This is a genomic window from Bordetella genomosp. 11 (assembly GCF_002261215.1).
Lineage (GTDB): Bacteria > Pseudomonadota > Gammaproteobacteria > Burkholderiales > Burkholderiaceae_B > Bordetella_C.
The window spans coordinates 4454946-4474749 of record NZ_NEVS01000004.1; the positions used below are offsets into that span (position 1 = coordinate 4454946).

General features: G+C 67.3%; 22 protein-coding genes and 1 riboswitch. Of the genes, 12 read left to right on the forward strand and 10 right to left on the reverse strand.

Annotated elements, in window-relative coordinates; genetic code table 11:
* Nucleotides 1-69: 69 nt before the first annotated feature.
* From ahcY to metK, 5 genes are all read right to left on the reverse strand, one after another.
* Complete coding sequence (gene ahcY / locus CAL28_RS27720) at nucleotides 70-1488, reverse strand: adenosylhomocysteinase (RefSeq protein WP_094844202.1); 1419 nt, start codon at nucleotides 1486-1488, stop codon at nucleotides 70-72.
* 125 nt (nucleotides 1489-1613) lie between these two features.
* A riboswitch (S-adenosyl-L-homocysteine riboswitch) is annotated at nucleotides 1614-1744 on the reverse strand.
* The gene (locus tag CAL28_RS27725) at nucleotides 1737-2768 is read right to left on the reverse strand and encodes a glycosyltransferase family 4 protein (protein ID WP_094844203.1); all 1032 of its coding nucleotides are present in this window, start codon (nucleotides 2766-2768) and stop codon (nucleotides 1737-1739) included. It overlaps the preceding riboswitch by 8 nt.
* A 145-nt stretch (nucleotides 2769-2913) precedes the next feature.
* Nucleotides 2914-3141 (reverse strand): DUF1289 domain-containing protein, encoded by a 228-nt coding sequence (locus CAL28_RS27730; protein WP_094844204.1) that lies wholly within the window; start codon nucleotides 3139-3141, stop codon nucleotides 2914-2916.
* Nucleotides 3142-3195: 54 nt separating this feature from the next.
* Nucleotides 3196-4077, reverse strand: a complete 882-nt coding sequence (locus tag CAL28_RS27735) for an alpha/beta fold hydrolase (protein WP_094844205.1) — start codon at nucleotides 4075-4077, stop codon at nucleotides 3196-3198.
* A 239-nt stretch (nucleotides 4078-4316) separates the two neighbouring features.
* The gene (metK, locus tag CAL28_RS27740) at nucleotides 4317-5480 is read right to left on the reverse strand and encodes a methionine adenosyltransferase (protein ID WP_094844206.1); all 1164 of its coding nucleotides are present in this window, start codon (nucleotides 5478-5480) and stop codon (nucleotides 4317-4319) included.
* Between the two features lie 253 nt (nucleotides 5481-5733).
* Here metK and CAL28_RS27745 point away from each other — a divergent pair, with 253 nt between their 5' ends.
* The 5 genes from CAL28_RS27745 to xerC all read left to right on the forward strand — a co-directional run bounded on the left by CAL28_RS27745 (nucleotide 5734) and on the right by xerC (nucleotide 10206).
* Nucleotides 5734-6675, forward strand: a complete 942-nt coding sequence (locus tag CAL28_RS27745) for a lysophospholipid acyltransferase family protein (RefSeq protein ID WP_094844889.1) — start codon at nucleotides 5734-5736, stop codon at nucleotides 6673-6675.
* On the forward strand, nucleotides 6672-7562 hold the full coding sequence (locus CAL28_RS27750) for a lysophospholipid acyltransferase family protein (RefSeq protein WP_094844207.1): 891 nt from the start codon (nucleotides 6672-6674) through the stop codon (nucleotides 7560-7562). The genes CAL28_RS27745 and CAL28_RS27750 overlap by 4 nt, the downstream gene beginning before the upstream one ends.
* A gap of 68 nt (nucleotides 7563-7630) precedes the next feature.
* Nucleotides 7631-8554, forward strand: coding sequence for a diaminopimelate epimerase (dapF, locus tag CAL28_RS27755; RefSeq protein ID WP_094844208.1), 924 nt, complete (start codon nucleotides 7631-7633; stop codon nucleotides 8552-8554).
* 18 nt (nucleotides 8555-8572) lie between these two features.
* On the forward strand, nucleotides 8573-9232 hold the full coding sequence (locus CAL28_RS27760; protein WP_094844209.1) for a DUF484 family protein: 660 nt from the start codon (nucleotides 8573-8575) through the stop codon (nucleotides 9230-9232).
* Between the two features lie 20 nt (nucleotides 9233-9252).
* Nucleotides 9253-10206: a tyrosine recombinase XerC gene (gene xerC / locus CAL28_RS27765; protein WP_094844210.1), complete on the forward strand. Its 954-nt coding sequence runs from the start codon at nucleotides 9253-9255 to the stop codon at nucleotides 10204-10206.
* A gap of 96 nt (nucleotides 10207-10302) precedes the next feature.
* On the opposite strand, the gene CAL28_RS27770 is transcribed toward xerC, so the two are convergent.
* Genes CAL28_RS27770 through CAL28_RS27785 form a run of 4 tightly spaced genes read right to left on the reverse strand, consistent with a single transcriptional unit; the run spans nucleotide 10303 to nucleotide 13201 of the window.
* Entirely contained in the window at nucleotides 10303-11316 is a 1014-nt protein-coding gene (locus CAL28_RS27770; RefSeq protein WP_094844211.1) for a metal ABC transporter substrate-binding protein, read from the reverse strand.
* A 19-nt stretch (nucleotides 11317-11335) separates the two neighbouring features.
* Nucleotides 11336-12208, reverse strand: a complete 873-nt coding sequence (locus CAL28_RS27775; RefSeq protein ID WP_094844212.1) for a metal ABC transporter permease — start codon at nucleotides 12206-12208, stop codon at nucleotides 11336-11338.
* A gap of 40 nt (nucleotides 12209-12248) precedes the next feature.
* Nucleotides 12249-12983, reverse strand: coding sequence for a metal ABC transporter ATP-binding protein (locus tag CAL28_RS27780; RefSeq protein WP_094844213.1), 735 nt, complete (start codon nucleotides 12981-12983; stop codon nucleotides 12249-12251).
* Complete coding sequence (locus tag CAL28_RS27785) at nucleotides 12974-13201, reverse strand: hypothetical protein (protein WP_141218254.1); 228 nt, start codon at nucleotides 13199-13201, stop codon at nucleotides 12974-12976. The genes CAL28_RS27780 and CAL28_RS27785 overlap by 10 nt, the downstream gene beginning before the upstream one ends.
* Before the next feature lie 253 nt (nucleotides 13202-13454).
* Between CAL28_RS27785 and CAL28_RS27790 the strand changes: the two genes are divergently transcribed.
* The 5 genes from CAL28_RS27790 to hslU all read left to right on the forward strand — a co-directional run bounded on the left by CAL28_RS27790 (nucleotide 13455) and on the right by hslU (nucleotide 18033).
* Nucleotides 13455-13979 carry a Fur family transcriptional regulator gene (locus CAL28_RS27790; RefSeq protein WP_094844215.1) on the forward strand — a complete coding sequence of 175 codons (525 nt, stop codon included), beginning with the start codon at nucleotides 13455-13457 and terminating at the stop codon, nucleotides 13977-13979.
* Nucleotides 13980-14230: 251 nt separating this feature from the next.
* Nucleotides 14231-15328 carry a CobW family GTP-binding protein gene (locus tag CAL28_RS27795; RefSeq protein ID WP_094844216.1) on the forward strand — a complete coding sequence of 366 codons (1098 nt, stop codon included), beginning with the start codon at nucleotides 14231-14233 and terminating at the stop codon, nucleotides 15326-15328.
* A gap of 48 nt (nucleotides 15329-15376) precedes the next feature.
* Nucleotides 15377-15841 carry an RNA polymerase-binding protein DksA gene (gene dksA, locus CAL28_RS27800; protein ID WP_066356861.1) on the forward strand — a complete coding sequence of 155 codons (465 nt, stop codon included), beginning with the start codon at nucleotides 15377-15379 and terminating at the stop codon, nucleotides 15839-15841.
* A 255-nt stretch (nucleotides 15842-16096) separates the two neighbouring features.
* Nucleotides 16097-16636 carry an ATP-dependent protease subunit HslV gene (gene hslV / locus CAL28_RS27805; protein WP_094844217.1) on the forward strand — a complete coding sequence of 180 codons (540 nt, stop codon included), beginning with the start codon at nucleotides 16097-16099 and terminating at the stop codon, nucleotides 16634-16636.
* A gap of 62 nt (nucleotides 16637-16698) precedes the next feature.
* Nucleotides 16699-18033, forward strand: a complete 1335-nt coding sequence (gene hslU, locus CAL28_RS27810) for an ATP-dependent protease ATPase subunit HslU (protein ID WP_094844218.1) — start codon at nucleotides 16699-16701, stop codon at nucleotides 18031-18033.
* A 139-nt stretch (nucleotides 18034-18172) separates the two neighbouring features.
* On the opposite strand, the gene CAL28_RS27815 is transcribed toward hslU, so the two are convergent.
* Nucleotides 18173-18502, reverse strand: coding sequence for a copper-binding protein (locus CAL28_RS27815; protein WP_440588450.1), 330 nt, complete (start codon nucleotides 18500-18502; stop codon nucleotides 18173-18175).
* A 189-nt stretch (nucleotides 18503-18691) separates the two neighbouring features.
* Here CAL28_RS27815 and CAL28_RS27820 point away from each other — a divergent pair, with 189 nt between their 5' ends.
* Nucleotides 18692-19162, forward strand: coding sequence for a GNAT family N-acetyltransferase (locus tag CAL28_RS27820; protein WP_094844891.1), 471 nt, complete (start codon nucleotides 18692-18694; stop codon nucleotides 19160-19162).
* On the forward strand, nucleotides 19155-19724 hold the full coding sequence (locus tag CAL28_RS27825) for a cob(I)yrinic acid a,c-diamide adenosyltransferase (RefSeq protein ID WP_094844219.1): 570 nt from the start codon (nucleotides 19155-19157) through the stop codon (nucleotides 19722-19724). The genes CAL28_RS27820 and CAL28_RS27825 overlap by 8 nt, the downstream gene beginning before the upstream one ends.
* Nucleotides 19725-19804: the final 80 nt, after the last annotated feature.

Below are 19804 nucleotides of genomic sequence, written 5' to 3' on the forward strand. Positions count from 1 at the left end.
GGAATCTCCCGCATCGATTGGTTGAAAGGGACGGCCACGCGGCGTGGCCGTCCCCGCAAGACTACACCATCAATAGCGGTAGTGATTGCTCTTGAAGGGGCCGTCCACCGGCACGCCGATGTAGTCCGCCTGGTCGGGACGCAGCGTCGTCAGGTTGGCGCCGAGCTTCTTCAGGTGCAGGCGGGCGACTTTTTCGTCCAGCTGCTTGGGCAGGACGTAGACCTGGCCCTTTTCGTAGGCATCGTTGCGCGTGAACAGCTCGATCTGCGCGATCGTCTGGTTGGTGAACGACGAGGACATCACGAAGGACGGATGGCCCGTCGCGCAGCCCAGGTTCACCAGGCGGCCCTTGGCCAGCAGGATGATGCGCTTGCCGTCCGGGAAGATCACGTGGTCGACCTGCGGCTTGATTTCTTCCCACTTGCAGCCTTCCAGCGACGCGACATCGATTTCGTTGTCGAAGTGGCCGATGTTGCAAACGATGGCCTGGTCCTTCATGCGGTCCATGTGGGCACGCGTGATGACGTTGTAGTTGCCGGTCGCGGTGACGAAGATATCGGCCTTGTCGACGGCCTCTTCCATGGTCACGACCTTGTAGCCTTCCATCGCCGCCTGCAGGGCGCAGATGGGATCGATTTCCGTGACCCAGACCTGGGCACGCAGCGCTTGCAGGGCCTGCGCGCAGCCCTTGCCGACGTCGCCGTAGCCGGCCACGACGGCGATCTTGCCCGCCACCATCACGTCGGTCGCGCGCTTGATGCCGTCCACCAGCGACTCGCGGCAGCCGTACAGGTTGTCGAACTTGGACTTGGTGACCGAGTCGTTGACGTTGATGGCCGCGAAGGCGAGTTCGCCGCGCTGGGACATCTGGTACAGGCGGTGCACGCCGGTGGTGGTTTCCTCGGTCACGCCGCGGATCTGCGCCAGGCGGGTCGAATACCACTTCGGATCGCGCGCCAGGGTGGCCTTGATGGCGGCGAACAGCACGCGTTCTTCCTCGCTGGCCGGCTTGGCCAGGACGGAAAGATCGGACTCGGCCTTGGCGCCCAGGTGCAGCAGCAGCGTGGCATCGCCGCCGTCGTCCAGGATCATGTTGGCGTGCTGGCCGTTGGGCCATTCGAAAATCTTGTGGGTGTAGTCCCAGTACTCGGTCAGGGTTTCGCCCTTGACCGCGAAGACCGGCGTGCCGCCTTGCGCGATGGCGGCGGCGGCATGATCCTGCGTCGAGAAGATGTTGCACGAGGCCCAGCGCACGTCGGCGCCCAGGGCCTTCAGCGTTTCGATCAGCACGGCCGTCTGGATGGTCATGTGCAGGCTGCCGGCGATGCGCGCGCCCTTGAGCGGCTGCGCGGCGGCGTATTCTTCACGCGTGGCCATCAGGCCGGGCATTTCGGTTTCCGCGATGGCGATTTCGCGGCGGCCCCAGCCGGCCAGGCCGATATCGGCGACGATGTAGTCGGAAACGGATTTATCGGAAACGGTGTTCATGGGTTGGCTCCACGTATAAACGGACGGCGCCACACCGCGGCCCGAAACGTGCGCAACATCCTGGCCGCTCCTTGGCCGGAATGACACCAGATGATTTGGCGCGCCCGCCTCTGCCACGTATGCGACAAAGGTGAGCGCCGTTGCATGCCGCCACGCGATACGCGGGCAGCCGAACTTGAGCCTGAGCCTGGCGGGGCATGCCATGCGCATTCGTCTGCACATCGGCTGCCTTCCCGTCGCAACGCTCCTCAGGCGTGGGCGATATTGTAGCGGGTCGCCGGAGTCAGCGGAACCAGCGCATTCAGCAGATCCGTGGCGATGGCGTCCCAGGTCCGGGTCAGCGCGTGCTGGCGCACCACGGCGCGATCCAGGGCACGCGCCTGCAGGCAGGCCTGGCGCAGGTCGTCGCGCAGGCAGCCGGTGACGCCGTCCTCGATCACCGCCATCGGCGCATCGGTGCGGAAAGCCGCCACCGGCGTACCGCAGGCCAGCGCCTCCAGCATGACCAGGCCGAAGGTGTCGGTCAGGCTGGGGAAGACGAAGACATCGGCCGCGGCGTAGTAGCCGGGCAGAACGTCGTCCGACTGCATGCCGGTGAAGCGCGCGTCCGGGTACTTCCGGCGCAGCCTGTCCTCATCCGGTCCACCGCCCACGACGACCTTGCTGCCCGGCAGGTCCAGCGACAGGAAGGCGTCCAGGTTTTTCTCGCGCGCCACGCGGCCCACGCTCAGGAACACCGGCCGGGGCAGGTCGGCGAAGACCTCGTCGGCGCCGGGCTGGAAGCGCTGGGCGTCCACGCCGCGCGACCAGACCTGCAGGTTCTTCAGGCCGTGGCGGCCCACGGTATCGCGCACCGTGGGGGTGGGCACCAGCACCCGCTGCGAGGGCTTGTGGAACCACTGCATGTAGCGCCAGGGCAGCCAGGCGGGTATGCCCATCCTTGCCTGCAGGTAATCGGGAAACATCGTGTGGAACGAGGTGGTGAAGCGCCATCCGCGGCGCAGCGCCATGCGGCGCGCGGCCAGGCCCAGCGGGCCTTCCGTGGCGATATGCAGGGCGTCCGGCACCACGTCGCCGAGCAGGCGCTTCAGTTGCCTGGCGGGCTGGATGCACAACCTAAGGTCCGGCTCTGAAGGGGCCGGTACCGTGCGGCTGCCCTCGGGGCTGATGACGATTACTTCGTGCCCCCATCCGGCCAGGATCTTCAGCATGGTCGTCCAGGTGCGGACGACCCCGTTCACTTGCGGATGCCACGCATCCGTTACCAGCGCGATCAGCATGGGCTTTTCCAGGAGTAGCCAGAAAGCCCCTATTTGGCACCGGGTTTATGACACCAGCGAGACAGTCATGAAGCGGTACGGATGCCGGGCGGGAGGGGGTGTGGGGACACCGCGCGGCCAGGCGGGAATGACACCCTACGACGCCCTATCGGCGCGGGTACCCCTGCGCCTTGATGCGGCGCCAGACGGCCTGTTTTTCTTCATCGCTCATGGATACCCAATTCGCCACTTCCATGGCGGTCCGGCCGCAACCGCGGCAGACCTCGTCGAACAGCGTCGAGCACACCGCCACGCAGGGGGAGTCGGTGGCGGCGAAGACACGGTCGGTTTGCGTGGCGGACGGGGGGCAAAGATCGGGTATCGGGTCAGGCATGATCGGAGAATAGCATCCGGCATGCGCCTCGGCTGGACGGCCCAGGCCCCCTGCCTAGGCCAGGAAGCGCAGCGCCTCTTGGCCGATTTCCTCGGGCAGCTCTTCCGCCAGATAATGGGCGCCGTCCACGGCGTGGCCCCGGACATCCTGCGCCACGTTTTGCCACAAGGCCAGGACGTCGAAGTTGCGTCCCACCGCGCCGCGCGCGCCCCACAGGGCCAGCACCGGGCAGCGCAGCCGCCGGCCGGCGGCGCGGTCCTCGCGGTCGTGTTCCAGGTCTATCGTGGCCGAGGCGCGGTAGTCCTCGCATATGCCTGTCGGCAGGCCCGGCAAGGCGGCGCAGCGTTCGTACTCCGCCAGGGCGCGCGGATCGAAAATCGCCAGGCCGCCAGGGCGCCCGCCCATGATGGAACGCACGTAGAACACCGGGTCGCGGCCGATCATGGTTTCCGGCATCGGTGCCGGCTGGATCAGCCAGAACCAGTGGTAATAGGCCTGCGCGAAGGCGCGCGTCGTGTTCTCGTACATGTCCAGCGTGGGCGCGATATCCAGCAGCATCATGCGGGTCACGCGATCCTCGTGGTCCAGAGCCAGGCGATGGGCCACGCGCGCCCCGCGGTCGTGCGCCAGCACCTGGAAACGCTCGTGCCCCAGCTGGCGCATCACCTCGACCATGTCGGCGGCCATGACGCGCTTGGAGTGCGCGGCGTGGTCCGGCGTCGCCTCCGGCTTGCCGCTGTCGCCGTAGCCGCGCAGATCGGCCGCCACGCAGGTATAGCGCGCCGTCAACGCCGGCCACAGCCGATGCCATATCGCATTCGTCTGCGGATGGCCGTGCAACAGCAGCAATGGCGGCCCCTCGCCCGCAACCCGTGCGGCGATATGCGTACCCGGGACCTCGAACCGGCGCACCGGCACGTCGAAAAGCGATGTCATCGATGATTCTCCTTCATGCCCTCGGACACTGCGTCCTGGCGGTGCCCTGGCCTCGCCCATGGGCGAGGCCAGCATACCGCGCGGCGGATCTCCCAGCCAGGCGCGTGCAGCACCCGGCCTCCACGGGCATGCCGCGGTCCACCACCCGAGACCGCGGGCGAAATAAAAGCCGCGAACGTTGCCGTCGCGGCTTCACGCGAACCGGGCCGGGACGGCAACCGTCCCGGCATCCGTGTTCGTCAAGCGGCCTTTTTCAGCGCCGCGGCCTTGTCCGTGGCTTCCCACGTGAACTCGGGCTCCGAGCGGCCGAAGTGGCCGTAGGCGGCCGTCTTCGAATAGATCGGACGCAACAGGTCCAGCATGTTCACGATGCCCTTGGGCCGCAGGTCGAAGTGCTCGCGGACCAGCTTGGACAGCTGCTCGTCCGGGATCACGCCGGTACCGGCGGTGTAGACCGTGATGTTGATGGGTTCGGCCACGCCGATGGCGTAGCTGACCTGCACTTCGCACTGCCGCGCCAGGCCGGCCGCGACGATGTTCTTGGCCACGTAGCGCGCGCCATAGGCGGCGGAACGGTCGACCTTGGACGGGTCCTTGCCCGAGAACGCGCCGCCGCCGTGGCGGCAGGCGCCGCCGTAGGTGTCGACGATGATCTTGCGGCCGGTCAGCCCGCAATCGCCCTGCGGACCGCCGATGACGAAGCGCCCGGTCGGGTTGACGAGGAAACGGGTCTTGGAGGTGATCAGGCCGGCCGGGAAGGACGGCTTGATGATGTCTTCGATGACCGCTTCACGGATGGTTTCCTGCGACACTTCAGGCGCATGCTGGGTGGACAGCACCACCGTGTCGACTTCGACGGGACGGCCGTCGACGTAGCGGAAGGTCACCTGGGACTTGGCGTCCGGACGCAGCCACGGCAGGCGGCCGTCCTTGCGCAGTTCGCTCTGGCGCTGCACCAGGCGGTGCGAATACCAGATCGGCGCGGGCATCAGGTCGGGCGTTTCGTCGCACGCGTAGCCGAACATCAGGCCCTGGTCGCCGGCGCCCTGGTTCAGATAGTCTTCCGAGGTACGGTCCACGCCCTGCGCGATATCCGGCGATTGCTTGTCGTATGCGACCAGGACCGCGCAGCCCTTGTAGTCGATGCCGTATTCGGTATTGTCGTAGCCGATGCGCCGGATCGTGTCGCGCGCGACCTGGATGTAGTCGACGGTGGCGGAAGTGCTGATTTCACCGGCGAGCACCACCAGGCCGGTATTGCACAGCGTTTCCGCGGCGACACGGGCATTGGGGTCCTGCGTGAAGATGGCGTCCAGGACGGCATCGGAGATCTGGTCGGCGACCTTGTCCGGATGGCCTTCGGAGACGGATTCGGAGGTGAAAAGATAATCGCTATGTGCCACGGTTAGGCTTCCTTGCTGGGCCGGCGGGACGCGAACGACCCGCGGCCGGATTGACGAAAGGTGCGTTGCACCTGGGATCGCAATCGGCAAGACCTTGACCATGGCGCGACGCTTTAGCGGATTTTGCGTGCGCGGAGCCGTCGGTTTGGATACCGTCGGACCCGGCGCGCGTCGCCCCGCAAGTTGTCGGTTAACTCGGCGACCTTTCCTATTTTAAGCGAAAATGGCGGCTTTCATTCGTCCCCGTCGCATGCTGCTCGTCGCCCTGTTCCGCCTGTTGGCCCGCCTGCCGCTATCCGTGCTGCATGGCATGGGGCGCTTTTTCGGCGTACTGGCCTATCTCTGGCCGGGCAAATACCGCCAGCGCCTGCGCGCCAATGCCGCGCAGGCGGGCTATCCCGACGCCGCCTTCGCCCGGGAAGCCGCCGCCCAGGCGGGCGCCATGATTTTCGAAATGCCCAAGGTCTGGTTCCAGACCGAGCGCTGCCTGGGGCGCGTGCACTCGGACGACGAAGCCATCGTGGACGCCGCGCGCGCCGAGCAGCGCGGCGTCCTGTTCATGACGCCCCACCTGGGGTGCTTCGAGATCATGGCCCGGCATCTGACCCGCCAGTTGCCGCTGACGGTGATGTTCCGCCCGCCCCGCAAACCGGCCCTCGCGCCCCTGCTCGACGCCGCGCGCAACACCTCCAGGCTGCGCGCGGTGCCCGCCACGATGCAGGGCGTGCGGGAATTCGTGCGCGCCCTGCGGCGCGGCGAAGGCGTCGGCATGCTGCCGGACCAGGCACCGAAGGAAGGCGACGGCGTATGGGCGCCCTTCTTCGGCCGCATGGCCTACACCGTGACCCTTCCCGGCAAGCTGGCCGCGGCCAACGATGTGCCGGTCATCCTGACCGCGGGCGAACGCCTGCCGCGCGGACGCGGCTGGCGCGTCCACTATATCCGCGTGCCGGGCCCCCTGCCCGCCACGGCCGAGGCGCAAGCCGCGCTCTTCAATGCGACCATGGAAACCCTGATCCGCCGCTTCCCCGAGCAATACCTGTGGAGCTACAACCGCTACAAGGCCCCGCGCGGAGCGCCGCCGGCGCCCGACACGCTTGACGTCGCGGCGCCGGTCCGGGGCAACGACGCGGGCAAGGAAAGCGGCGCCCTGGGCGGCAACCTGGGCAGCACCGCCGGGGATCGCGCCGGATGAGCAGCATCAAGCATCGCGCCCTGGTCGCCCTGTTCTCCTGGTTCGGCCGCGTCCGGCCCGCCACGCGCCTGCGCGCCGGCGCCATCCTGACCTGGTTCACGCTGGTGTTCGCGCGCCGCCGGCGCCGCATCGTCCGCATCAACCTGGACCTCTGCTTTCCCGAGGAAAGCAGGGAAACGCGCGAACGCTGGCTGCGCGAGCACTTCCGCGCGCTGTGCCAGTCGGTGGTGGACCGCGGCGTGCTGTGGTACGGCACGCCCGAGGCCATCCGCGACATGGTCACGGTCTCCGGCCATGAGGAATTCCTGCGCCTGGGTCGGGAAAAGCAGCCGCTGATCCTCCTGGCGCCGCATTTCATCGGGCTGGACGTGGCGGCCACCCGGCTGACCATGGAATCCCCCACCGGCGCGACCATGTACACGCCCCAGCGCGATCCGGCCGTCGACGCCATCGTGCGCGCGGGGCGCACGCGATTCAACGAGGTCCACCTGGTCAGCCGCAAGGATGGCGTCCGTGGCCTGATCCGGCACCTGCGCGAGGCCCGGCCGGTCTACTACCTGCCGGACATGGATTTCGGGCGCGACGGCGCCATCTTCGTGCCCTTCTTCGGGGTGCAGGCGGCCACCATTCCGGCCACCGCCCAGATCGCGCGCAAGTGGAATACGCCGGTCATCCCGGTCATCGAATTCTGGGACCCGCGCACCGGGCGCTATCACGTCGAGGTCCTGCCCGCGCTGAAGGACTTTCCGGGCGAGGACACGCTGGAAGAGGCGACCGCGCGCCTGAATCGCGAACTGGAGCAATGGGTGCGCCGCTGCCCCAGCCAATACTATTGGGTGCATCGGCGGTTCAAGACGCGGCCGGCCGGCGAAAAAAAGTTCTACTAGCGACTCCCGGCGACGGCGGGATCGCCGCCAATGTCCGTCCAGGGGCCATCGACGCGTGGGCTTCCGGATTGGGCGATAATGCGACGATGATCTGGCACTTCACCAAAATGCACGGCGCCGGCAACGACTTCGTCGTCCTTGACGGTGTGCGGCAGTCCATCGACATGACGCCCGAACGCGCCCGGGCGCTGGGCGACCGTCACTTCGGCATCGGCGCGGATCAGATCCTCCTGGTCGAGCCCGCCACGGTACCGGACGCCGATTTCCGCTATCGCATCTTCAATTCCGACGGCAGCGAAGTCGAACACTGCGGCAACGGCGCCCGCTGCTTCGTGCGCTTCGTGCACGAAAACGGCCTGTCCGACCGCAATCCGCTGCGCGCCCAGATTGCCACCGGCATCCTGGTCCTGGACGAAGGCGACGACGAACAGGTCACGGTGGACATGGGCAGCACCCGCTTCAGTCCCGCCGACCTGCCTTTCGATGCCGCCGGCCTGGCATCGCGCACGCAAGGCCAGGACACCCTCTATACGCTGCCCCTCGCGGCCGGGGACGATGCCCCGGCCGGATTGCCGGCCAGCGTGGAAATTTCCGTGGTCGCGATCTCGAATCCACATGCGGTGCAATTGGTGGAAGACGTCGACCGCGCACCCGTACACCTGGTCGGACCGGCCGTCGAATCGCATCCGCGCTTCGCGCGCCGCGTGAACGCCGGCTTCATGCAGGTCATCGACCGCCACGACATCCGCCTGCGCGTCTACGAACGCGGCGCGGGCGAAACCCTGGCCTGCGGCACCGGCGCCTGCGCGGCGGTCGCCGCCGGCATCCGCCGCGGCCTGCTGGACACGCCGGTCCGCGTCCAGGCACGCGGCGGCATGCTGACGGTGGACTGGGACGGCCAGGCGCTGCGCATGACCGGCCCCGCGACGTCCGTCTACACCGGCACGGTCGATATCGACAAGCTCGTCTTTTCCATGGCCCTGAACCGTTAAGCGCACCGTACCCCACACATGACCGATAACGCCCTCAGTCCGCAGCATGTCGCCGATTTCCTGCGTGACAATCCGGATTTCTTCACCTCGCACGCCGATGTCTTCGCCGCCATGCAGGTGCCGCATCCTCACGGCATGGGCACGATATCGCTGGGAGAACGGCAAATCCTGATGCTGCGCGAACGCAATCGCGAACAGGAATGGCGGCTGAACGAGCTGATCCACAACGCGAACGCCAACGAAGGCATCAGCACCCGGCTGGGGCAATGGTGCGCCCGGCTGCTGGCGGAAACCCAGGTCGACCGCATCCCCGGCGAGATCGCGCTGGGGCTGGCTCGCGAATTCGATCTGAACGAGGTCGGCCTGCGCCTGTGGCGCCTGGCCCAGGTGCCGCAAACCGGCTACGGGGAGCCTGTTTCCGACGACGTGCGTACCTTCGCGGATAGCCTGAAATCCCCTTACTGCGGCACCGACACGGAATTCGAAGCCGCCAGCTGGCTTAGCGCCAAGCCACGCTCGCTGGCCCTGATCCCGCTGCGTCCGGGCGCCGATGCGCCCACGGTGGGCCTGCTGGTGCTGGGGTCCAACGACCCGGAACGCTTCGCGCCCGATATGTCGACGACCTTCCTGGATACCGTCGGCAAGCTGGCATCGGCAGCGCTGCGGCGGCTGGCCTGAGACAAGCGGAGGCGCGCGCCATGGATCGCCCGCTGCCCGCGCCGATGCAAGCGTGGCTGGCGCACCTGGCCGCCAACCGCCGCTACTCCGCGCACACCCTGGACGGCTACGGGCGCGACCTGCGCCACCTGGCGGAACTGGCGGGCGATATCCCGCTCGACCGCCTGGCCAATGGCCATATACGGCAATTCGTGGCGCGCCTGCACGCGCGCGACCTGGGCCCGCGCAGCCTGGCGCGGGCCTTGGCGGCATGGCGCGGCTTCTATCAATGGTGGGCGCCGCAGGCCGGTTTGGCCGGCAACCCGGTAGCCGGCGTGCGCGCGCCCAAGGCGCCGCGCCCGCTGCCCAAGGCGCTGTCGGTGGAACAGGCGCAGGCGCTGCTGGACCGCCCCGCCGCTGGCGGCGGGCATGACCCCGTCGCCCTGCGCGACCAGGCCATGGTGGAATTGCTGTATTCCAGCGGACTGCGGCTATCAGAGCTCACCAGCCTGGACTGGCGCTATGAACGCGGGTCCGACCATACCTCGGCAAGCTGGCTCAACCTGGATGAACGCGAAGTGGTGGTGCTGGGCAAGGGCGGCAAGCAGCGCTCCGTGCCCGTCGGTGCCGCCGCGGTGAAAGCCTTGCGCGAATGGCTGCCGGCGCGCGAGGCGCTGCTGGGGCCGCGTTCCACGCCGGCCGACGCCGCCGCCCTGTTCCTGGGCGCGCGCGGCCACCGCATCTCGCCGCGCGTGGTGCAATCGCAGCTGGCGCGGCTGGCGCGCGGCGCGGGGCTGCCGGTACACGTGCACCCGCACGTGCTGCGCCACAGCTTCGCCAGCCACGTACTGCAGTCCGCGCAAGACCTGCGCGCCGTACAGGAAATGCTGGGCCACGCCAACATCTCGACCACCCAGGTCTACACGCGGCTGGATTTCCAGCATCTGGCGCAGGTCTACGACAAGGCGCACCCGCGCGCCGGCCGCAAGTCCTGATATTCCGCCGGCCCGGCAAAGCGCCGGCGATGCCAGGCCTTGCCGCCCGCGCCCGGCGACACCTTCAAGGCCTCAAAACCTCAAGGCTTCAAGGCTTCAAGGCTTCAGTGCGGCCATGAAGGCGGACAGGTTCCATTCGAACATGCCAAGATAGGTCGAGGCCGGCAGGCCGGGCTTGGCCAGCGCGTCCGAATACAGCGTCCCGCCCAGCTTGGCGCCGGTGTCATGGGCAATACGCTGGCCCAATCGCGGGTTGCTGACATTCTCCAGAAACACGGCGGGCACCTTTTCGCGCTTGACCTGGTCGATGATGCGCGCCACATCCGCGGCCGAAGGCTCGGCGTCCGTGGAAATGCCCATGGTGGAAATGAAAGTGACGCCATACGCCTGGCCGAAATACCCGAAGGCATCATGCGACGTCACCACGCGCTTGCGGTCGGGCGGCAAGGCCGCGAATGCCTGCTTGACACGCTGGTCCAGCGCTTCGATTTTGGCGACGTAGGCATCCGTGCGCTGGCGATACGCGTCGGCATGGGCCGGATCCGCCTTGGCCAGCGCCGCGCCGATATTGCGCGCGTACAGGACGCCATTGGCCAGGCTCTGCCATGCATGGGGATCCAGGCTCGTCGCATGGCCCGCGTGCGCCGCCGCGCCGTGGCCGGCATGGGCCGAAGCGTGCTGCCCGGCATCCGAACCGACCACGCCGCCGATGTCATCGTCATCGAAATGGCGCGGCGTCACCCCATCGGAAGCAACCGCGATGGTGCCCTTGAAGTTGGCCGTCTTCACCAGGCGGTTCATCCAGGTTTCGAAGTTCAAACCGTTCACCACCAAAAGCCGTGCCGCGTTGAGTGCCCGCGCGTCGCCCGGTGTCGGCTCGTATTCATGCGCATCGCCATCCGGGCCCACCAGCGTATCGACCTTTACGTCACCGCCGCCGATCTGCCTGACCATATCGCCCAGAATGGAAAAACTCGCGACGACGCGCAAGGGACCGGCGGGCGGCGCATCGGCCGCCCTGGCCAGTGGCGCGCAGACGGCCAGCGACAGCGCTCCCAGCCAGACGGCCAGCCTCGACGACCCACGGCGGGGTGATATCCCGATTGCCATACCTGAACCCCCAGACAGCTCAATGCGCCGCGCCACGGGCGCGGCGCGACAGATCCAGCAAGCCGCCCTGCGGGCCGCATGCCACCGAAACCAGATAGATGACGCCCGCGCTAAGGATGATGGCCGGCGAGGCGGGCACGTTGCCGTGGTACGAAACCAGCAGGCCCGACAGCGAAGCCAGCGCGCCGAACAGCGCCGCCAGCGGAATCTGCCCCGCGGCGCTCCGCGACCAGAACCGCGCGGACGCGGCCGGCAGCATCATGATGCCCACGACCATCAATGTTCCCAGGACCTGGAATCCCGACACCAGGTTGAATACAACCAGCATCAGGAAAGCCATGTGCACGCGCGATCCGCCACCGCCCGCGGCGCGCAGGAATCCCGGGTCCATGCATTCGGCCACCAGCAGCCGGTGCAGGGCGCCCAGCGACAGCAGGGTAATGGTGGCGCAGGCCGTCACCAGCAGCAGCGCGTTGTCGTCCAGGCCCAGCACCGTGCCGAACAACACATGCAGCAGGTCCATGTTCGACCCGCGCAGGGACACCAGGAGCACGCCCAGGCCCAGGGAGATCAGGTAGAAAGCGGCGAAACTGGCGTCTTCGCGCAACGGCGTCAGGCGCGACACCAGCCCCGCCAGCAGCGCCACCGCCAGGCCGGTGATGATGCCGCCCAACAGCATCGCGGTCAGCGACAGCCCCGATAACAGGAAGCCCGCCGCGACACCGGGCAGGATCGCGTGCGACATGGCGTCGCCCATCAGGCTCATGCGCCGCAGGACCAGGAAGACACCCAGCGGCGCCGCGCCGAAGGACAAGGCGAACGCGCCGGCAAGCGCCCGGCGCATAAAGCCGTAGTCCATAAAGGGCGACACCACCCACTCCATCATGCTCATGGCCGTCGCGTCCTCGTCCTGTCGTTGCGCGATCCGGTATTCATGCGAGCTCCCGGTCACGCAGCTGGCGGGCGGCACGCAGATTGGCGTCGGTCAGGACGTCGGCGGTGTCGCCCCAGGCCACGACGTGGCCGGACAGCAGCAGGGTGCGCGGGAAATGCGCGCGAACCAGATCCAGGTCGTGCAGCACGGCGATCACCGTGCGGCCCTCGCCGTGGCACTGGCCCAGCAGGCGCATCAGGTCTTCGACCGTGTGGGAATCCACGGCGGCGAACGGTTCGTCCAGCAACAACGCATCCGCGTCCTGCAACAGCAGGCGCGCGAACAGCGCGCGCTGCAATTGCCCGCCCGACAACGTGCCGACGATGCGGTCGCCCGCTCCTGCCAGCCCTACCGCTTCCAGGGCCTGACGCACGCGTTCGCGTTCCGATGCGCTATAGCGCCGCCAGGCACCGACCCGCCGCCAGGCCCCCATCGCCACCAATTCATGCACGGTGATGGGAAATCCCCGATCCAGTTCGGCCGCCTGCGGCAGCCAGGCCAGGCCGCGGCGGCCCGTGCCGTCCAGGACCACCCGGCCCGCCATGGGCCGCAGCACGCCCATCACCCCTTTGATCAGCGTCGATTTGCCGGCGCCGTTCGGGCCGACGATGGCCGTCATGGATCCTGGCAGGAAAACCCCGCTGACATCGCTGACCGCGCGCCGGCCGCGCCAGCCGAACGACGCCTGCTCCAATGAAATGCGCGCCGGCGCGCGCTGGCCATCTACCACCATCCCATGGCCCATCCGGTCAAGCCCCACAGCGCCGCGCATACCAATGCGGCAGCCCCCATGCGTTGCGCCGCCGACGCGAGCAACCACGAACCTTGACCGGCGCCGTACCGCCGCGCGCGCGCTTCGGCGTGGGCGACATCGCGATGCCCGGCGGCGGGTGGGGACACGGGCGCACCGGCCGGGTCGGACGAGTTGGCGTGGAAGGGATCGGAAGTCATGGAAAAGGAAGAAATGCAGCGCGGGGCACGGCGGGACAGCATCGGCGGCGGAAACATCCCGCCATTCCGCGCGCCACCGCCACGCGCTGGGCGCGCGCCACGGATGGGCAGGACCGGAGCCGGCGACGTCCCCCGGCCGCGCATTGTTATATCATAACAAACTGAGGCTGACCTGACGCCCGCCGCGCGCGGGCCCGGTCGGGTATCCTCTACCCCATCCTACGTCCGCAAGCCTGCCGGCCCCGCTCGCGTTATGCCCACCTCCCCCCGATCCGCCCGACCCGATGGCATCGGCGCCCAACTGGACGTCGCCGAAGCGCTGTGCGCGCAACGCGGTCGCCGGCTGACGCCGATACGCCGCAAGGTCCTGGAACTGCTGTTGCGGCATGGCCGCAGCCTGAAGGCCTATGACCTGCTCGAAGCCATGCGGGCCGTCCACCCCGGCGCGGCGCCGCCGACGGTGTACCGGGCACTGGACTTCCTGATGGATGAAGGGCTGGTCCATCGCCTGGACGCGGTCAATGCCTGGATCGCATGCCACGACGCCGGTGGCGCGCATCACGACCTGCTCGTGGTCTGCACCGGCTGCGGGGCCGTGGCGGAGGTCAGCGATCCGGCGATGAGCCGCCAGCTGGAAGAACGCGTCGCGCGCACGGGCTTCGCCCTGAACTCCCACGAAACGGAAATCCGCGCGCTGTGTCCGGCCTGCCAGCAAAAACGTGCGGCTGCGGGCGCGCCCGCGGGCCATGGCGGCCACGGACCCGCCCATGCGCACTAATACGTATGTCGGAATATTCCGAGCCGGGTATTGAAATCCCCGTATCTGCCCCCATTTGGCCGCAATCTCCCCTTTAAACCAGGGTAGGCCCGGGGTTTGCCCGGCGTCGCCGACTGTGCTGTAATCCTGCGTCCGGGCGGGAACGCGGCCCTTGAGATGGCGGCCCGACATATCCTTGCCCCCCGCGCTTCGCGCAACGCCCAGGCAAACACGCCGGGGCATTTCGCCGAGGCCTCTATTCGGCAGTCATTATGAATACCTCGCGCAGTCTGGACGAAATGGTCCCCGTCACGATCCTCACCGGCTTCCTCGGTGCGGGCAAGACTACACTGCTCAAACGCGTCCTATCCGAATACCATGGCCGCCGCGTCGCGGTCATCGAAAACGAATTCGGCCCCGAGAGCATCGACAACGATCTGCTGGTGCAGGACAGCGATGAAGAAATCGTCGAACTCAGCAACGGCTGCGTCTGCTGCACCGTGCGCGGCGATCTGATGCGCACGCTGGGCGAACTGAAGGCCAAGCGCCAGAACGGCCAGCTGAACTTCGAACGCGTCATCCTGGAAACCACCGGCATGGCCAACCCCGGCCCGGTGTGCCAGACCTTTTTCATGGACGACGACATCGCCGAATACTATCGGCTGGATGCCGTCATCACGGTCGTCGACGCCAAGCATGGCATGGCCACCCTGGACGCCCAGGAAGAATCCCAGAAGCAGATCGGCTTCGCCGACCGCATCCTGATTTCCAAGCGCGACCTCGTGAACGAGGCCGACTACGAAGCGCTGCGCGCCCGCATCGTGCGCATCAATCCGCGCGCGCCCGTCACGCCGGTCAACTTCGGCGAAGTCGACCTCAAGTCCATCATCGACATCAGCGGGTTCAACCTGAATTCGATCCTGGACATCGACCCCGACTTCCTCGCGGACGAGCATCCCGACGCCCAGCACGATCATGATCATGACCACGACCATGATCACGAAGGCGACTGCGGGCCGGAATGCGGCCACGGCCATCACCACCATCATCACGCGCATCACAGCGACGAGATCGGCGCCTTCGTGTTCCGGTCCAGCAAACCGTTCGATCCCGTCCGCCTGGAAGAATTCCTCGGCGGCGTGGTGCAGGTATACGGCCCGGATCTGCTGCGCTACAAAGGCATCCTCTACATGAAAGGGGTAAACCGGCGCATGCTCTTCCAGGGTGTGCACATGATGATGGGAGCCGAGCCGGGCAAACCCTGGACGGCCAGCGAAAAGCCGGCCACCAAAATGGTCTTCATCGGCCGCAAACTGCCCCAGGAGATATTTACCCGGGGACTGGAGCAGTGCCTGGCGGGGGCGTCCTGAAGCACGGGACACCATCGCCAGGTCCGATTCATAGTGTGGAGTACTTTCATGGCTACCAAGGCAGCAACGAAAAAATCAAGCAAGTCGACAAACGAGACGCCGGTTGATCTGCCCAGCGAAGAGGAATTGCTGGCCATGCCCGAATCCGACTACATGAACGAACGCCAGCTGGCGTTCTTCAAGGATCGGTTGAAGCAGCTGGAGCAGGACATCCTGAACAACGCGGGTGAAACCACGGAGCATCTGCGCGAAACGCAGTTCGTTCCCGACCCCGCCGACCGCGCCACGATCGAAGAAGAACACGCGCTCGAGCTGCGCACGCGCGACCGCGAGCGCAAGCTGCTGAAAAAGGTGCAGCAGTCCATCGCCCGCATCGACAGCGGCGAATACGGCTGGTGCGAGGAAACGGGCGAGCCCATCGGCATCCCCCGCCTGCTGGCGCGCCCCACGGCCACCCTGTCGCTGGAAGCGCAGGAACGCCGCGAGATGCGCCAAAAGCTCTACGGCGACTGATACGCCCGCAAGGCGCGCAAGTCCGCAAGCAGGGCCGGACCGGCACAGGTCCGGCCCTTTTTCTTTGCGCCGCGCGCGGTTACATCGATATCCGCGCGGGCCGGATCGCCATGCACGCGGGCCGGCGCCGGGCAGGGACCGGCGCGGTAGCCCGCCCGATCTTGATCTCCACGCCGGCGCCCCCATATGCCATGGTTACAGGCTCCCCGCTTACAGGAATGGGAGCTGCCCGCGTCGGCGCGAAGGAAAAGCATCATGGATCAATATCACGGCACCACCATCGTCAGCGTGCGGCGCGGCAACCGCGTCGCGCTGGGCGGCGATGGCCAGGTCACGCTCGGCAACATCATCATCAAGGGCACGGCGCGCAAAATCCGCCGCCTTTATCACGACAGGATCCTGGCCGGCTTTGCCGGCGCGACGGCCGATGCCTTCACCCTGCAGGAACGCTTCGAGGCCAAGCTGGAAAAGCACCAGGGCCATCTGATGCGCGCGGCGGTCGAGCTGACCCGCGACTGGCGCACCGACCGCGTGCTGCGCCGCCTGGAGGCAATGCTTATCGTCGCCGACCGCGACCACACGCTGGTCCTGACCGGCAACGGTGACGTCCTGGAGCCGGAACATGGCCTGGCCGCCATCGGTTCGGGCGGCGCCTATGCGCAATCGGCGGCGCGCGCCCTGCTGGACCACACCGACCTGTCGCCCGAAGACATCGTCAAGAAGTCGCTGGAGATCGCCGGCGACCTGTGCATCTACACCAACCAGAACCACCTGATCGAAACGCTGGGCGAATAAGCGCCCGCGCCCATGTGCGCCGCGTACCGTCCGCCCGCCTCCGTGTGCCCAAGGATCCAAGCATGTCCGCCTCCACCATGACCCCCGGGGAAATCGTCTCCGAACTCGACAAATACATCGTCGGCCAGAATCGCGCCAAGCGATCCGTCGCGGTCGCCCTGCGCAACCGCTGGCGCCGCCAGCAAGTCGCCGAGCCGCTGCGCAACGAGATCCATCCCAAGAATATCCTGATGATCGGGCCGACCGGCGTGGGCAAGACCGAGATCGCGCGCCGCCTGGCCAAGCTGGCCAATGCGCCTTTCATCAAGATCGAAGCCACCAAGTTCACCGAGGTCGGCTATGTCGGCCGCGACGTCGACACCATCATCCGCGACCTTACCGAATATTCGATCAAGCAGACCCGCGAGCTGGAAATGCGGCGGGTCCGGTCGCAAGCCGAGGACGCGGCGGAAGACCTGATCCTGGATGCGCTGGTGCCCCCGCCGCGCACCGCCAGCGGCGAGCCGGACCGCAACGACGAAAGCAGCGCCCGCCAGACTTTCCGCAAGCGCCTGCGCGAAGGGAAGATCGACGACCTGGAAGTGGAAATCGAAGTCGCGCAGCCCGTGCCCCAGATGGACATCATGGGCCCGCCCGGCATGGAAGAAATGACGGAACAGCTGCGCGGCATGTTCGCCGGCCTGAGCCGCGACAAAAAGAAATCGCGCAAGCTCAAGGTCAAGGAAGCCTTCAAGCTGCTGGTCGAGGAAGAAGCCGCCAAGCGCGTCAACGAAGACGATCTGCGCAGCGCGGCCATCGCCAACGTCGAACAGAACGGCATCGTATTCCTGGACGAGATCGACAAGATCGCCGCGCGCCAGGAGACCGGCGGGGCCGAAGTCTCCCGCCAGGGCGTACAGCGCGACCTGCTGCCGCTGGTCGAAGGCACGACGGTCAATACGCGCTACGGAATGGTCCGCACCGACCATATCCTGTTCATCGCCTCCGGGGCCTTTCACCTGGCCAAGCCGTCCGACCTGATTCCTGAATTGCAGGGGCGCTTTCCCATCCGGGTAGAGCTCGATTCCCTGACCGCCGCGGACTTCGTGCGCATCCTGTCGGATACCGACGCCTCGCTGACCAAGCAGTACACCGCCCTGATGGCCACGGAGGACGTCAAGCTGGAGTTCACCGACGATGGCATCGAGCGCCTGGCCGAGCTGGCGTTCACCGTCAACGAAAAGACCGAGAACATCGGCGCGCGGCGCCTGTACACCGTCATGGAAAAACTGCTGGAGGACTTGTCCTTCGATGCAACCGCCAGTTCGGGCGACGTGGTGCGCATCGACGCCGCCTATGTGAACGACAAACTGGCTGAAGTGGCGGGCAGCCAGGACCTGGCGCGCTACGTGTTGTAGGCCCGATGCATTAAGGGGGCGACATGCCGCGAGCCGCGGCCCGCTTGCTGCCCCGGCACGTCCGCTGCGCTGGCGAAGCGTCGCCCGTCCTTGCGGAAGGGCGCGCTGGCCTTGTGTCCAGGGCGGCCGCCCCATTCCGCTAGGGAAGCATGTTCTTGTCGATCGCGGTCACCACATACCTGCCGTCCTGCCGGATGGCGGTGAAGCGGACCTTGTCGCCAGGCTTGATATCCCGCAGCAAGGCCGGCGCCACGTGATACACCAGCGTCGCGGCAGGCAACCCCAGTTCCTTGATCTCCCCGTGGCGCAACACCACCGTCCCCTGCTGGATGTCGATGCGCCGCACCTCGCCCGTGGCGGTGGCCGGGCCTTTGCCCTGCTCCGCGCCCGCCGTCCCGGCGATGCCCGCGGCGATGGCCATACCCAACATGGCGGCCGCCCGCAGCGTCGCGCGCCTGCGCCCATCCATCGCCAGGTCGCCCGACGCCCGTGGCGAGGCCGACCCTTGCCCGTCTTCCAACATCGCTGCTCCTTGCGGCCGTTTCGGCCTGCAACTAGCATAGCGCCACTCGCTCCACGGAAGACGACATTGTCCGCTACCACCCCCTACATCATCCGTCCCGCGACGCCGCGCGACATCCCTGGCATCCTGGCGCTGATGCGCGAATTGGCCGAGTACGAGAAGCTGACGGCCATCTTCGCCGCCACCGAGGACAGCCTGCGCGCCTCGCTGTTCGGCCGCACCCCGGCGGCCGAATGCCTGGTCGCCCAGCGCACCGATGAGCAGGACCCCGCGCTGCTCGCGTATGCGGTCTGGTTTCACAACTATTCGACCTTCCTGTGCCGGCGCGGCCTGTACCTGGAAGACGTTTACGTCCGCGCCGACCAGCGCGGCAACGGTATCGGGCGCGCGCTGCTGCGGCAACTCGCCGGCATCGCGGTCGAACGCGGTTGCGGACGATTCGAATGGACGGTGCTGGATTGGAACCAGCCGGCCATCGATTTCTATGAAAGCCTGGGCGCCGAAATCCTACCGGAATGGCGCATCGTCCGGGTCACCGGCGACGCGCTGGACAAAATGGGGCGGGCTTCGATTGCGGCGCAGGCCGGAGCCGGCCAGCATGGCTAACCGCCTGACCGTCATCGCCACGCGTGCCGGCGACGACGGCACCACCGGGCTGGGCGACGGCAGCCGGGTCGCGAAAGACAGCGCGCGCGTCGCGGCGCTGGGCGACGTCGACGAACTCAACAGCGCGCTGGGGGTGGTACTGGCCGAACCGCAGCTGGATGCCGGCGTGGCGGCCGACCTGCGCGATGTGCAGCATGCACTCTTCGACATGGGGGCGGAGCTCTGCATACCGGGCTACGCCAAGCTGGACGGCAACCACGTCACCCACCTCGACGGCCGGCTCGCCCACTACAACGCCACGCTGCCGCCGCTGCGCGAATTCATCCTGCCCGGCGGCTCGCGGGCGGCGGCGCTGCTGCACGTCGCCCGCACGGTGTGCCGCCGCGCGGAACGCGCCGTGGTCGCGCTGCAGCGCATGGAAACGGTCAATAAACCGGTCGTGCAGTACTTGAACCGGCTCTCAGACCTGCTCTTCGTCATGGCGCGGGCGGTCAACCGTTCCGCCGGAACGGGCGACGTGTACTGGCGCAACCCGTCCAGGGACGCACCCGGCAAGCCGTGATGCGCTGTGCTTGAACGAGGTTCGCGACCCTGCTCAGCAGCACCTCGCCCAGGATAGCGAAGTTTCCCTGCAGAAGGGAT